The 13,568-nt window shown below is 70.0% G+C and carries 11 protein-coding genes; 6 read left to right on the top strand and 5 right to left on the bottom strand.

Annotation, left to right across the window (positions count from 1 at the left end):
* Positions 1-114: 114 nt before the first annotated feature.
* Entirely contained in the window at positions 115-561 is a 447-nt protein-coding gene (locus tag AB0D85_RS08535) for a DUF1772 domain-containing protein (RefSeq protein WP_362315646.1), read from the bottom strand.
* A 91-nt stretch (positions 562-652) separates the two neighbouring features.
* Between AB0D85_RS08535 and AB0D85_RS08530 the strand changes: the two genes are divergently transcribed.
* The 3 genes from AB0D85_RS08530 to AB0D85_RS08520 all read left to right on the top strand — a co-directional run bounded on the left by AB0D85_RS08530 (position 653) and on the right by AB0D85_RS08520 (position 3,153).
* The gene (locus AB0D85_RS08530; protein WP_362315643.1) at positions 653-1,231 is read left to right on the top strand and encodes a TetR/AcrR family transcriptional regulator; all 579 of its coding nucleotides are present in this window, start codon (positions 653-655) and stop codon (positions 1,229-1,231) included.
* Positions 1,232-1,381: 150 nt separating this feature from the next.
* Complete coding sequence (locus AB0D85_RS08525; protein WP_362315640.1) at positions 1,382-1,873, top strand: hypothetical protein; 492 nt, start codon at positions 1,382-1,384, stop codon at positions 1,871-1,873.
* Between the two features lie 104 nt (positions 1,874-1,977).
* The gene (locus AB0D85_RS08520; RefSeq protein ID WP_362315637.1) at positions 1,978-3,153 is read left to right on the top strand and encodes a cytochrome P450; all 1,176 of its coding nucleotides are present in this window, start codon (positions 1,978-1,980) and stop codon (positions 3,151-3,153) included.
* A gap of 54 nt (positions 3,154-3,207) precedes the next feature.
* On the opposite strand, the gene AB0D85_RS08515 is transcribed toward AB0D85_RS08520, so the two are convergent.
* On the bottom strand, positions 3,208-4,002 hold the full coding sequence (locus tag AB0D85_RS08515) for a TetR/AcrR family transcriptional regulator (RefSeq protein WP_362315634.1): 795 nt from the start codon (positions 4,000-4,002) through the stop codon (positions 3,208-3,210).
* A gap of 104 nt (positions 4,003-4,106) precedes the next feature.
* Here AB0D85_RS08515 and AB0D85_RS08510 point away from each other — a divergent pair, with 104 nt between their 5' ends.
* The 3 genes from AB0D85_RS08510 (at position 4,107) to AB0D85_RS08500 (ending at position 10,416) form a co-directional block, all read left to right on the top strand.
* A complete protein-coding gene (locus tag AB0D85_RS08510; protein WP_362315631.1) occupies positions 4,107-4,586 on the top strand; it encodes an SRPBCC domain-containing protein in 480 nt (159 codons plus the stop codon).
* Positions 4,587-4,847: 261 nt separating this feature from the next.
* Positions 4,848-9,098, top strand: coding sequence for a beta-galactosidase (locus tag AB0D85_RS08505; RefSeq protein ID WP_362315628.1), 4,251 nt, complete (start codon positions 4,848-4,850; stop codon positions 9,096-9,098).
* 79 nt (positions 9,099-9,177) lie between these two features.
* Positions 9,178-10,416, top strand: a complete 1,239-nt coding sequence (locus AB0D85_RS08500; protein WP_362315625.1) for a 4-hydroxybenzoate 3-monooxygenase — start codon at positions 9,178-9,180, stop codon at positions 10,414-10,416.
* 33 nt (positions 10,417-10,449) lie between these two features.
* Here the strand turns inward: AB0D85_RS08500 and AB0D85_RS08495 are convergent, their stop codons facing one another.
* From AB0D85_RS08495 to AB0D85_RS08485, 3 genes are all read right to left on the bottom strand, one after another.
* Positions 10,450-11,625, bottom strand: a complete 1,176-nt coding sequence (locus AB0D85_RS08495) for an MBL fold metallo-hydrolase (protein ID WP_362315622.1) — start codon at positions 11,623-11,625, stop codon at positions 10,450-10,452.
* 186 nt (positions 11,626-11,811) lie between these two features.
* Positions 11,812-12,723, bottom strand: a complete 912-nt coding sequence (locus AB0D85_RS08490; protein ID WP_362315619.1) for a LysR family transcriptional regulator — start codon at positions 12,721-12,723, stop codon at positions 11,812-11,814.
* A gap of 80 nt (positions 12,724-12,803) precedes the next feature.
* Positions 12,804-13,409 carry a TetR/AcrR family transcriptional regulator gene (locus AB0D85_RS08485; RefSeq protein ID WP_362316598.1) on the bottom strand — a complete coding sequence of 202 codons (606 nt, stop codon included), beginning with the start codon at positions 13,407-13,409 and terminating at the stop codon, positions 12,804-12,806.
* Between the last annotated feature and the right edge of the window lie 159 nt (positions 13,410-13,568).

Below are 13,568 nucleotides of genomic sequence, written 5' to 3'. Positions count from 1 at the left end.
ATGCGAGAGTGCTAACACGTGAGTACCAGGAGTCGTTGCCGTCACGCAAGGAGGCGCTGATGATGCCTACTTGCAGGTGATCGCCGACGAAGCCTGGCGGGTGGGCCCGTGGGCTCAGGTGAGGGCCGTGACCAGCAGGGCGAAGGCGGCGATGATGACGGCGACGCGGAGGTAGTGGTAGCGCTCCCAGCGGTTCAGCTGCTGCTTCCAGTCGGCGGGCCGGTTGTCGGGGGTCCACGTCTTGTTCCTGTTGTTGATCGGAACGAGCAGCAGCAGCGACATGACCACGCTGAGGATCAGCAGCGCGCCGGCGGTGACGACGAGGCCGGTGCCGTGGTGGTGCCGACCGGCGACAGCCCAGATGCCGACGAGGACGAGCGAGCCGATGTACCAGACCGGCATCACGGCGCCGAGCATCCGGCCCCCGTGGGCGTGGCCGAGCTGGCCGCTGTCCTCCGGGAGCGCGTTGAGGATCCGGTTCATGACGAAGGCGACGGAGAACTCCACCCCCACCATCACGCCGACGACCACGGTGGTGACGACCTCAAGTGCATTGAGCATGACGATCCCTCCCGGAATCTAGCGTTGCTAGGTGATAAGGCGACGCTAGTACTGCTGCCGCTCTCTTGTCTAGCGGTGCTAGGATCGGATCATGTCGGTACAGGAACGCAAGCAGCGGGAACGGGCGGAGCGCGAGCGCCTCATCGTGGCGACGGCCCGTGAACTCGCCGAGCAGCAGGGCTGGGACGCGGTCACCACCCGCCGGCTCGCCGAGCGCATCGAGTACAGCCAGCCCGTCCTCTACAGCCACTTCCGCGGCAAACGGGAGATCATCGGCGCCGTCGCCCTCGAAGGCGCCGCCGAGATGGCCACGGCGGTGCGCGCCGCGGCCTCCGGCGCCGACGGCCCGCGCGAGCGGGTCGCCGCCCTCGCCCGCGCCTATCTCGACTTCGCCGAACGCAACCCGGCGGTCTACGACGCCATGTTCCAGCTGGACGGTGGCCTGGCCTTCGCGCAGGAAGACACCCCGGAACCCCTGAAGGACGCCTTCGCCGCCCTGCTGGAGACCCTCGGCGAGGTCGCCGGCGACGGCGTCCACCCGGGGCTGTTCACCGAGGTGTTCTGGGCGTCCCTGCACGGGCTGGCCACCCTGACCCGGGCGGGACGGCAGCCGCGGGAGGACACCGACCGGAGAACGGAGCTGCTGGTGGACCGGCTCGCCGTGCTCTGACGCGCCGTCCCTGCGGGCGCCCAGCCGGGGTTCTCGGGCCCCGTACCCCAGACGGGCACCCGCCAAGGCCGTCAAAGCGGGCGGGCCGGGCTCGACGCGGCGCTGATATCGGAGTGCGAGGAGGCTCCATCGACTGTCACAGTCACTGTCGTGACCTTGATGGACGTACTCGTCGACTTCGCTCGCACCGGCCGGATCGGACCGCTCTGCTGCGGAATGCCCTTGGCCGAGGCCGAAGACCTTCTCGGTCCGGGACGTCCGCACCCGGCCATTCTCATGAAGGGGCCCGACATCGACGGTTACCCCTACTCCTGGGGCGGACTGAGCCTGGGCGTCACCCAACGGCGGGTCAGCGGCCTCTGGATCAACCTCAGGCCCGGCTCGACCACGAACCTCCCACCGCTCGTCCTGCCCGAATCCGAGACCTACGAGGCCACGGTTCTGCGCGAAGAACTCATCACGGCCCTCGACATCGCAGGCTGCCCGCATGAGATCAACAGCGGCCTCACCTTCGGCCGGCAGTCGAGCATCCTCACTCAGCCCGCCGACGTCTGCGCGGTCTTCAGCCTCCCCAGCCAGAACGACCACGTTCCGCACCGCGACCAGCACTACCTGGATGTCATGCACAAGCACGCAGCCTGACAACGCCGATTCCACTCACCCGCGGGGCCGGTGAACCAGTCCGTCGGGGCCCCGTGGTTACGATGCCCCGTGACCCGTTTCCCTTTTCCCGGCCGGAAGGCGCGATGACCACCGCCGTCTCGTTCCCCCTCGGTGCCTCGACCACGCTCGCCGAACTCGCCCGGGATCCGCACCCGCGCCTGGCACTGCTGCGCGCCCACGAGCCGGTGTCCTGGCTGCCCGAGCTGAACGGCTGGCTGGTCACCCGCCGCGACCTCGCGCTCGACGTGATGCGGGACTCGGTCACCTTCACCGTCGACGACCCCCGATTCACCACGGCACAGGTCGTCGGGCCGAGCATGCTGTCCCTGGACGGGGCCGCGCACACCCGCCACCGGGAGCCCTTCGCGGCCCCCTTCCGGCCTCGCGGGGTGCACGACGGCTTCGCCGCGTTCATAGAGCGGGAGACCTACCGTCTCGTCACCGCGCTGGAACCGGCGGGCGCCACCGAACTGCGCCGTTCCTTCGCCGGACCGCTCGCCGTGGCCGTGGTCACCGAGGCCCTCGGGCTGGTCGGGGCGACCACCGACACAGTGCTCTCCTGGTACGACGCCATCGTACGGTCGGTCTCCGACATCACCGCGGGGCTGGAGGCAGGCCCGGCCGGTCCCGCCGCGTACGCACAGCTGCGGGCCGCGGTCGAGGCCACCGTCGCCGACCGGCACGCGTCCTCGCTCCTCGTCTCCGCCGCCGAACGACTGGAACTGCCCGAAGTGGCGTCCAACGCGGCGGTCCTGATGTTCGGCGGCATCGAGACGACCGAGGCGATGATCACCAACGCGCTGCTCCACCTGCTCCAGAACCCCGGCCAACTGGCCGTCGTACAGGCCGATTCCGGGCTCCTGGACGGAGCCGTCGAGGAGTCACTGCGGCTTGAGCCCGGCGCGGCGGTGGTCGACCGTTACGCCACCCGCGACACCGTTCTCGGCCCGGCCGCCATCCGCCGCGGCGACCTGGTCAGCGTCTCCCTGACGGGCGCCAACCGTGACCCGGCCGTCTTCACCGACCCGGACCGTTTCGACGTCCGCCGTGCAAACGCCCGCCTCCAACTGGCCTTCGCCCACGGCCCGCACCACTGCATCGCCGCCCACCTCGCCCGCCTGGAGACCCGCATCGCCCTCCAGCGCCTGCTCGAACGCCTACCCGGCCTCCGCCTCGACCCGCAGCGGCCCACCTCGCCGTCAGGTCTCGTCTTCCGCAAGCCGGATACGCTGCACGTGCAGTGGGACGTTCCGTCCTGACGGCCACGCCTCGGCCGTCTCCATCCTCAACTTCCCCCTGTTTCAGGGCTGCTGTCAGTCAGCCCCGAAACAGCCCAAGTCGACACGAACGCCAGTGTGCAAGCCCTGCTCTTGGTCAGGGTGCGGTGCGGGCGTGAGCATCGGCGTTTCTCCGAGTGTCTTGAACGCGGCGGCCAGGCCTGTCTCGATGAGCTGGGCCGCACGGCGGACGTCGGCGGTCACCGCCTCGTGCACCCGCTCGGGGGTGCGGTCGCCCTTCAGATGTTTGCCGAGGCTCCGGAACTGGATGGGCCACAGCCCGAGCAACGCCGTTGCCGCGATCTGCGGTTCCGGATCATCCGGGTTCAATCCGGTGCGCTGGGCCAGCACTTCGGCCGCGACGCCGATGAGCCGGTCGGTCATGTCGTGGTGATAGGCCCGCAGTGAGGGCGTGGACCGGGTCAGTTCGCGGAACCGCCTGATCATGGCGGCGGCCTGGGCCGGGTCGTCCTGCGCGGCGATCCAGGACGTCATGCCGTGCAGTTCGTCGGACAGGATGCCCAGCACCGCGTCGACCGGGTGGCGGCCGGGGACGGCCAGGTCGGCGCGCAGGGCGGTCATCGTGGTCTCGCCCAGGTCCAGGACCAGTGATTCCTTGGTGGGGAAGTAGTTGTAGACCGTCTTCTCCGAGACTCCGCAGGCCTGGGCGACCTCGGCCACGCGAACGCCGTCGAAGCCGCGCTCCAGGAACATCTCGGTCGCGGTGTCCGAGAGGCGTTGCCGTGTCAGGCGCTTCTTCCGCTCCCGCAATCCCTCCGCTCCGGGCTCTCCGGCCTGTCTGCGCCATCCCGTCCAGTCCACTGTGCTCACGGAGGAAGCGTAATCCAGCGACGAGATTATTACTGCTACTGTATCTTTTCAGTGACTGTAAATAAGTCCTCTGGCGAAACGTCCTCACTGCCCTGGGAGCCCCCGTGAGTGCCATTCACATCGTCCGCGACTACCCGCATCCCCCCGCGAAGGTCTGGCGCGCCGTCACCGACCCGGCGCTCATCCCGCTGTGGACCGCGACGGGCGCGGGGGCGCGACCGGAAGGGTTCGCCACCACCGTCGGTACCGAGTTCCAGTTCATCGCCAAGCCGAAACCGGGCTGGAGCGGCATCGTCGACTGCGTCGTACTGGAGGTGGACGAGCCCCGGCTGCTGCGCTACTCGTGGACCGACCATGGCGGCGGCCAGACCACCGAGGTCACCTACCGGATCGAGTCCCGTGGTGCCGGGACGAGCTTCACCTATGACCACACGGGCTTCGCGGGAGCCGGCGGGTTCTTCATGGCCCAGATCCTGGGGCGCGTGCGGCGCAAGATGCTGAGCGTCGGCTTGCCCGCGGTGCTCGACGACCTCGACGAGGCCGGCAGGCTCCGCCCCGGCAGCGGTCTCAGGCGCAGGATCTGACGGGACTGGGCGGACCTTGACGCCCTCACCGTTGACGCGGACAGCAACCCCGTCGGCGGCGGAGCCGTCCCCGGACCGGGCGGTTTGCCGCCGACGAGTGGTCAGTGACCGCCCCGCGCAAGCCTCTTGAGCCGGTCCTGCCGACCCTGCCGACTCGGCCGTGTTCTCCCGCCCCATTGTGTTGAGCCTTGTGCCCCCCTACTGTTCGACTTTGCCTGAGTCTGTTCGATGCTGATTGCTCAGACGGTAGGGGAGGCCGCAGTGCGGGGTAGCCGGATCGGTTCAGAGGGTGCGAGACCCGGTCGCCGTCGGTGGTGGAGGGCGGTCCTCGCGACAGCCGCGACCATCGCAATGACCACCGGCATGACCACGGGTGCGGCCACCGGCATGACCATGGCTGCGGCCACGGGCATGACCACACGTACGGCCGCGCCCGCCGCGGCGCAGGACACCGGCGGCCAGGCATCCGCCACCGCCGCTGGCACCCCCGCCACCCCCGCCGCCAGTCCACAGGCGCACACGGTGACTCTCGACGGCTACTCGTTCCTCGTCGACGGGCGGCGCACCTATCTCTGGTCCGGCGAGTTCCACTACTTCCGTCTCCCGAGCCCCGACCTGTGGCGCGACATCTTCCAGAAGATGAAGGCCGCAGGCTTCAACTCCACCTCGCTGTACTTCGACTGGGGATACCACTCGCCCAAGCCGGGGGTGTACGACTTCAGCGGGGTGCGGGACGTCGACAAGCTGCTCGACATGGCCCAGGAGGCCGGCCTCTACGTCATCGCGCGCCCGGCGCCGTACATCAACGCGGAGGTCGACAGCGGCGGCCTGCCCGGCTGGATGACCACCAAGGCGGGCCACAACCGCAGCGACGACCCGGAGTTCCTGAAGTACGCCGACGAGTGGCTGACCCAGATCGACCGGATCATCGCCCGCCATCAACTGACCAACGGCACCGGGTCGGTCATCGCCTACCAGGTCGAGAACGAGTACTACAACGGCTCGGCCGCCGGCCGCTCCTACATGCAGCACCTGGAGGACAAGGCCCGCGCCGACGGCATCACCGTTCCGCTGACCGGCAACAACAACGGCACCTTCAACTCCGGTACGGGCGCGCTGGACGTGGACGGACCCGACTCCTACCCGCAGGGCTTCGACTGCTCGAACCCCTCGAAGTGGAACGGCGTCCCCGACATCAGCTACGACCACCCGGCCGGCAAACCGCTCTACTCACCGGAGTTCCAGGGCGGCGCCTTCGACCCCTGGGGCGGCCCGGGCTACGACAAGTGCGCCCAGCTGATCAACGACCAGTTCGCCAACGTGTTCTACAAGCAGAACATCGCCGTCGGCGCCACCGCGCAGAGCTTCTACATGACCTACGGCGGCACCAACTGGGGCTGGCTGGGCATGCCGGAGAACTACACGTCGTACGACTACGGGGCAGCGATCCGCGAGAACCGCCAGCTCGATCCGAAGTACTACGAGGACAAGCTGATCGGCTACTTCACCCAGTCGGTCGCCCCGCTGACCAAGACCGAGGCGATCAGGGCCACGCCGCCGGACGACACCGCGATCGTCGACACCGCCCGGATGAACCCCGACACCAAGACACAGTTCCACGTCCTGCGGCACGGGAACTCCACCTCCACGGCGGTCGACAAGACCCACATCTCGCTGGACTTCAACGCCCAGCCGGCCTCCGACACCACCTACACCTGGGACGACCCCGACTCCGCGCTCCAGTACACCGGTTCGTGGTCGCACGTGGCCAACACGAGCTACACCGGCGGCGACTACAAGCACACCGAGTCGTTCTCCAACAAGGCCGGCGACTCGCTCACGGTCCCCTTCGACGGTACCGCGATCCGCTGGATCGGCTCGAAGACCAACAACCACGGCTACGCCGACGTCTACCTCGACGGCACCAAGCAGGCCACGGTCGACGACTCCGGCGGCGAGAACCAGGCGGTGCTCTTCCAGAAGTCCGGCCTGGCCCCCGGAGCACACACGCTGAAGATCGTCGTCGACGGGAGCCACAGCTCGGCGTCGACGGACAACTACGTGGCCATCGACGCCATCGACGTGCCCACGGCCGACGCCTCCGCGCCGACCTACCCCGTCGTGCCCCAGCAGCCGGGCACCGCGATCACCCTCGACGGACGCGACTCGCACGTGATCGTGGCGAACTACCGGCTCGGGGACTCGCAGTTGCAGTACTCGACCTCGGAGATCATGACCAGCGCGACCATCGGAGACCGGGACGTCGCCGTGCTCTACGGCGATGCGGGCAGCGACGGCGAGACCGTCCTCAACTACCCCTCCGAGCCCACCGTGGCCACCAGCGACGGTACGGCCGCGGCCACCTGGGACGCGGCCACCGGGGACCTGCGGCTGAACTACACGCACAAGGGCCTGATCCGCATCGGCATCAGCGGCGGCGGGAAGCGCCCGCTGCTGCTCCTCGTCGGCGACAAGGACACGGCGAAGACCTTCTGGCGCCAGGACACGGAAGCCGGTCCGGTGCTCGTACGCGGCACCCACCTGCTGCGGACGGCGACCAGCTTCGACGGCGGCCACACCGTGGCACTCACCGGCGACAACGCCGACGACAAGAACGTCGAGGTGTTCACCTCCGCCGACCACGTCACCTGGAACGGCCGGACACTGCGCACCCGGGCCACCGACACCGGGAGCCTGACCGGGAACATCCCCGTGGCCGCCCCCATCCAACTGCCGTCGCTGACGAACTGGAAGCACGCGGAGGAGTCGCCCGAAGCGGCCCCCGGCTTCGACGACTCCAGCTGGCAGGTCGCCGACAAGGCAACCACCAACAGCGTCTCCGGTATCAACTCACTACCGGTGCTCTACGCGGACGACTACGGCTTCCACACCGGCAACACCTGGTACCGCGGCCGTTTCCGGGCCACCGGAAAAGAGACCGGAATCCACCTGGTCTCGGACTCCGGCGGCGACGCACAGGCGTTCTCCGCCTGGCTCAACGGCACCTTCCTGGGCAGCTCCACCACGGGCAGCGCCGACTTCACCTTCCCAGCCGGATCGGTGAGGTCCGCGGGCGACAACGTCCTCTCCGTGCTCACCGTGAACATGGGGCACGAGGAGGACTACAACTCGACCAACGGCAACAAGACCGCCCGCGGCCTGACCAGCGCCTCCCTCGTCGGAGCCCCGCTGACCTCCGTCACCTGGCGGCTGCAGGGCGTACGCGGCGGCGAGGACCTCCAGGACACCGTCCGCGGCCCGCTCTCCACGGGCGGCCTGTACGGCGAGCGGGCCGGCTGGTCCCTGCCGGGCTACCCCGACGCCAAGTGGAACAAGGTGTCCCTGCCGACGACCGACACCCGGCCAGGGATCTCCTGGTACCGCACGGACGTCGACCTGGACCTGCCGCACGGCCAGGACACCTCGCTCGGACTGACGTTCACCGACGACCCGGCACGCAAGTACCGTGCCACGATCCTCGTGAACGGCTGGCAGGTCGGCAACTACGTCAACTACCTCGGCCCACAGCACACCTTCCCGGTCCCCAACGGCATCCTGGACCCGAACGGCCACAACAGCATCGCCATCGCCGTGTGGAACCTGGACGGCAGCACCGGCGGCCTCGGTGACGTCCAGCTCACCGACTACGGCAGCTACGCCTCCTCCCTGCGCGTCGCGCAGAACGACAGCCCCCGCTACGACCACCGCACGTACGCGATGCCGAAGCGTCCGGGAGCGGATGTCACCCTGGACGTACCCGACACCGCCCAGCCGGCGCAGGCCTTCACGGCCCGGGCGACCGTCCGGTTGCCGAAGAACGGACCGTCCGCGTCCCGGCTGACGGCCTCGCTCTCCGCCCCCGACGGCTGGACCGTGAGCGCCACGAGCCCCGCGTCGGTCGAGCGCGTGCGATCCGGCGGATCGGCGACCTTCACCTGGCAGGTCCAGCCCCCGACCGGCACGCTGCCAGCCGCCTCGGCACTCACCGCCACGGTGCACTACGTGCAGAAGGGACGGCAGGCCACAGGCGCCGACGAGCGCATCATCGGCGGGATCCCACCGGCTCCGCCGGCCGGGCAGAGCGCTGTGAGCGACCTGCCGTTCCTGTCCTCCACCAACGGGTGGGGCCCGGTGGAGCGCGACAGCAGCGTCGGCGAGCAGGCGGCCGGGGACGGCCACCCGATCACCATCGCCGGCGTGGGCTACGCCAAGGGCCTGGGCACCAACTCGGTCAGCGACGTCGAGCTCTACCTCGCCGGAAACTGCTCGCGGCTGACGGCGGAGGTCGGTGTCGACGACGAGACAGGCGGAGCGGGCACGGTGACGTTCTCCGTGATCGCCGACGGCAAGACCCTGGTGACCACACCGACGATCCGCGGCAAACAGGCCGCCGTGCCGATCGACGTCGACGTCAGCGGCGCCCAGGTGGTCGACCTCAAGGTCGGCGACGCCGGCGACGGCAACGGCAACGATCACGGTGACTGGGCTACACCGACGCTGACCTGCGGCTGAAGAGTGCGCAGCAGCGCCGGTGCCCGGCGAGGGAACCACGCCCGGCCGCACTCGGCTACGCTGACTTGGGAGGTGCCAAGTGGCCGATGGGAAGGTCGAGTTGAGGGAAGCGCAGGAATCCACGACCGTCGTGGTGATCGGCGCGGGTCCGGCCGGGCTGACCGTCGCCAATCTGCTGCGCAAGTGCGGTGTCGACTGCGTCGTCCTGGAGCGCCGTAGCCGCGAGTACGTGGCGCAGCGGCAGCGGGCCGGCATCGTGGAGACCCGTGCCGTCCGGATGTTCGCGTCCTGGGGTCTGGCCGACCTCGTGCTGGGCGGCCCGCCGCACGACGGCATCCTGGAGTTCCGGGTGGACGGCGAGAGCCACCTCGTCGACGACAGCGACGGCTCCGAAGGCCCCGGCGCGCGACTGTGTCCCCAGCAGGTCCTGGTCCAGAAGCTCACCGCCGCCCACCTCGCCGACGGCGGCGACCTGCGCTACGAGGTGGCCGACGTCTCCCTGCACGACCTGACCGGCGACCGCCCGACCGTCCGTTACCGCTCCGCCGACGGCATCCCGCACACCATCACCTGCACCTTCGTCGCTGGCTGCGACGGTGATCACGGCGTCACCCGCACCGCCGTCCCCGACGGCGTCCTCACCGCCCACACCCTCGACCACGGCATCGGCTGGCTCACCGTCCTCGCCGACGCCCCGCCGCCCGCCCACCCCCTGCTGGCCGTCAGCCCGCAGGGCTTCGCCGCGCACTTCCCCCGCGGGCCGCACAGCAGCCGCTACTACCTCCAGTGCCCGCCCGACGACCACCCCGACGCCTGGCCCGACGACCGCGTCTGGGACGCGCTGCGCACCAGGCTCGCCGACCCCGCCCTCACCGCGGGCCCGATCACCGACCGCGAGACCTTCCGGCTGCGCAGCCTCGTCCACGACCCCATGCAGTACGGCCGCCTGTTCCTCGTCGGGGACGCCGCCCACATCGTGTCCCCCATGGGCGGCAAGGGCATGAACCTCGCTCTGTACGACGCCGATCTCTTCGCCCGCGCCGTCCGGGACCACGTCCGCGACCACGACGACACCGGACTGCGCACCTACTCGCAACGCTGCCTGCGCCGCGTCTGGAACGACCAGGAGTTCTCCGACTGGCTGACCCGGACGGTCCACGACGCCGGCGACGACACCCGCTCCGGCTCGTTCCAGCGCAACCTGGCCCGCGCCCGCCTCGACCGGCTCTTCACCTCACCGGCGGCCGCGCAGGCCTTCGCGGAACTCATGACCGGCATGGACCCGGACCAGAACCACCCCGTTTCCACGGGCCGTTGACCATCACATGCGGGCCGCTTCTCCATAGGCCGGTCACGCGTGGTGCGTCTGTGTCCGGCGACCGTTGCCGTCCCGCACCGGCACGTGCAGCAGGTCGCTTCCCAGGATCACGTGGCCGCCGTAGTCGGCCCGCCGTGCGCTGTCGCGGAGCAGGCGTCGCCAGGTCGCGTCGGAGACGGCGGCCGGGTCTCCCGGGCCGAGGTGGGTGGCGACCAGGGTGCGGGCACCGGACTCGGCGGCGATCCGGCCGAGTTGGGCCACGTCGGTGTGGGTGGTCAGGATGTGGTCGATGAGCGACTGCGGCAGGCCGAGACCGGCAAGTCCGTCGGGATAGAGGGCCTCGTGGACGAGTACGTCCGCGTCCCGGGCCAGGGCGATGACGTTGGGGGAGAGCGACGTGTCGCCGGAGAAGACGACACTGCCGTGGTCGGTGTCGAAGCGGTAGGCGTAGGCGGGGAACACCGCGCCGTGCGGGACGAGGACGGCACTGACTCTGACGTCGTCGTTCTCCATGACGGTGAACGGCCGCATGACGGGCGCGGTGTCCGTCGCGGAGGCGCCGACCGCGTCCGGCGGCATGACGTCGTGGACGTCCAGCAGAGTGGCCGGGTCGATGCCGATGTGCTCGGTCATGAAGAAGGTGGGGGCGGCGGCGTACGCCTGTCCGGCCAGCCTGGTCATCGCGACGGTGCCCGGCAGGGGGCCGGGGGCACCGGCCACGGTGGAGGCGATGCCGGCGGGGCCCGGGCCGTACACGGACACCGGGGTGCGGAAGCCCGAAGCACCGGACGCCCCGGCGGACAGGAGCGGGAAGGCGTAGTAGTCGACGATGTGGTCGGCGTGCAGGTGGGTGAGGAAGATGCCGGTCAGGGACGGCATGGACAGCCCCGCCCGCAGGTACTGGCCGACCGCTCCACGGCCGCAGTCGACCACATAGGTCTTCCCGTTCACCACCAGGGCGGACGAGATGCCGTACCGGCTCGCCAGCGGCGGCGGGCCGGAGTTGGTGCCGAGCAGGACCAGCGACAGGGCCGCGTCCGAGGCGGCCGACGCCGCGGCCGGCGTCGCCGTGAGCAGCGGCACGGCGCAGAGCGCCGCGGCCGCCGCCGCGCCCAGGACCGTTCTGCGGGGCGTCTGCCGCAACTCGTGCCTCGGCGAGGCGGGTTCCACGTGCTCCGCGTTCTGGGGCGGCTGGCCGTTCTCACACATGACGGGTGGCTCCTCCGAGAGGTGCGGGATGTGACGAGCCGGTCGGAGCGGCACGGGAATCGCCCCGCAGGCCGTCGTCCCGTCGCTGCTCGTGCGACCGCGATCACTGGGCGGGATGCTGCCCGCTGTCGCGTCGGCGAGGGGAGACGGCGTGGTGCAACCTAAGATGGCGTTCCGCGTACCGCCCTACTGCCGGAGCGTGGGGATGGGGTTCTCCCGGAACCAGCGGGTCAGGAACTCCAGCAGGGTGGCGGTCTTCCGCGGCACTGTCTGTCCCGGCCCGTACACGGCGTACAGCGGACGCTCGGGGACGGCCACCTCGGGAAGCTGCACGCGCAGTGCGCCGGTGAGGAGATCGTCGTATGCCGAGCGCTGCGGCAGCAGGGCGATACCGCGGCCCTGGAGTGCGGCCTTCTGCAGGGCGATGTACGAGTTCGAGGTGAAGGCCACGTTGCGGATCTTGTGCAGGCTGGAGCCCGAACCGTGCCCGAGCCGCCACACCGGCTCGTTGACGTGCACCAGACAGTCGCGGTCGGCCAGGTCGCCGGGCCGGTCGAGGGCGCCGTTGCGTCTGACGTAGCCCTCGGACGCGCACAGCACGAAGGGCAGCGACGCGATCTTCTTGATGTGCACCCGGGAGTCCCTCAGGTCCCGCGTGTGCAGCGCGACGTCGAATCCGCTGTCCAGGAAGTCGTAGGTGCGCTCAGACATCCCTCCGAGCTCGAACCGCACGGCGATCTTCGGATGGGCGGCGGCGAAGGCGGCGATGGCGTCCCCGACGTCGAGGCTGCCGATCCATTTGGGGCACACGACGTTCAGCGGGCCCTCGGCCCGGTCGTGCCGCTGCCCGATGAGGGCGTCCTCCGCCTCGATCTCGGCGATGATGCGGGCGGCGAACTCGGAGTAGCGCAAGCCGGTTTCGGTCAGGCTGACAGAGCGGGAGGTGCGGTTGACGAGACGGACCCCGATCTGGCGTTCCAGTTCCGCCACGTGCCGGGAGACGAGGGAGCCCGACGAGTTGAGTGCGCGGGCGGCGCCACTGAAACTGCCGAGCTGCGCGACGGTGACGAAGCTGCGCATGAGGAGGATCCGGTCCATGGCCGCTCCCTTCGCTAGATCGATTTAGTTGACGCTAGCAGACACCTTTCGCCCGAAGCGAGAGCGGAAAGCGAGGGAGGTCAGGCCGGGGCGGGCGCCGCACCGCGCAGGAAGACCCGGACCGCGACGGCGATGCTCTCCCGCACCTCCGCGTCGTCCGGCTTGCGCGGCGAGTTCGTCAGGAGCCGCATCTGGGCGTCGCCGAGCATCGCCTGGTACAGCTGGGCGGCCGCCCGCACGGGGTCGGCGATCTCGATCTCACCGGCGTCGTGCGCCTGCCGCAGATACCCGGCCAGTACGCCCTGGCCGGCGGACGGGCCGTGCTCGAAGAAGGCCCGGCCCACCTCCGGCATGCGCTCCGCCTCCGCGGTGACCAGCCGGTGCAGGGCGATGGCCTGCGGAGTGAGCACCAGGTCGGCGAAGTGGCCGCCCAGCGCGGCGAGCGTCTCGCCGAGGTCGGTGCCCGGGGGAGTGAAGGACTGCACGGGCCTGGACCACTCGTCGCACAGCAACTCCACCGAGGCCTGGAAGAGCGCGGCCTTGTCGGCGAAGTGCCGGTAGAGCGTCGCCTTCGACCCGCCGATCTCCGTCAGCACGTCCTCCATGGAGACGCCGGCGTACCCCTTGCCGAGGAACAGCTCCGCCGCCGCGCGCAGGATCACCTTCCGGCGGTCCTCGGCCCTCATCCTCTGCACGGCAGACATCGTATAAGCGCCCTCTTGACTCGTCCGTGGATGCCATGAGTACTGTACGGTACGGTACCGCAGCCGACGAGGGAGCATCCCTGTCGGCGCCCGCACGCCCCGTCGAGCCGCAGACGCTCACCGTCCGGACGCGCGCCCGTC

Source organism: Streptomyces sp. NPDC048277 (genome assembly GCF_040652235.1).
Taxonomy (GTDB): domain Bacteria; phylum Actinomycetota; class Actinomycetes; order Streptomycetales; family Streptomycetaceae; genus Streptomyces.
The sequence above is the reverse complement of the archived record's forward strand: the minus strand, read 5'-3'. Positions and strand labels throughout refer to the sequence as shown.

Coding starts and splice junctions, on each gene's coding strand:
- AB0D85_RS08535 (WP_362315646.1), bottom strand. CDS start 561: ATGCTCAATGCACTTGAGGTCGTCACCACCGTGGTCGTCGGCGTGATG.
- AB0D85_RS08530 (WP_362315643.1), top strand. CDS start 653: ATGTCGGTACAGGAACGCAAGCAGCGGGAACGGGCGGAGCGCGAGCGC.
- AB0D85_RS08520 (WP_362315637.1), top strand. CDS start 1,978: ATGACCACCGCCGTCTCGTTCCCCCTCGGTGCCTCGACCACGCTCGCC.
- AB0D85_RS08495 (WP_362315622.1), bottom strand. CDS start 11,625: ATGTGTGAGAACGGCCAGCCGCCCCAGAACGCGGAGCACGTGGAACCC.
- AB0D85_RS08490 (WP_362315619.1), bottom strand. CDS start 12,723: ATGGACCGGATCCTCCTCATGCGCAGCTTCGTCACCGTCGCGCAGCTC.
- AB0D85_RS08485 (WP_362316598.1), bottom strand. CDS start 13,409: ATGAGGGCCGAGGACCGCCGGAAGGTGATCCTGCGCGCGGCGGCGGAG.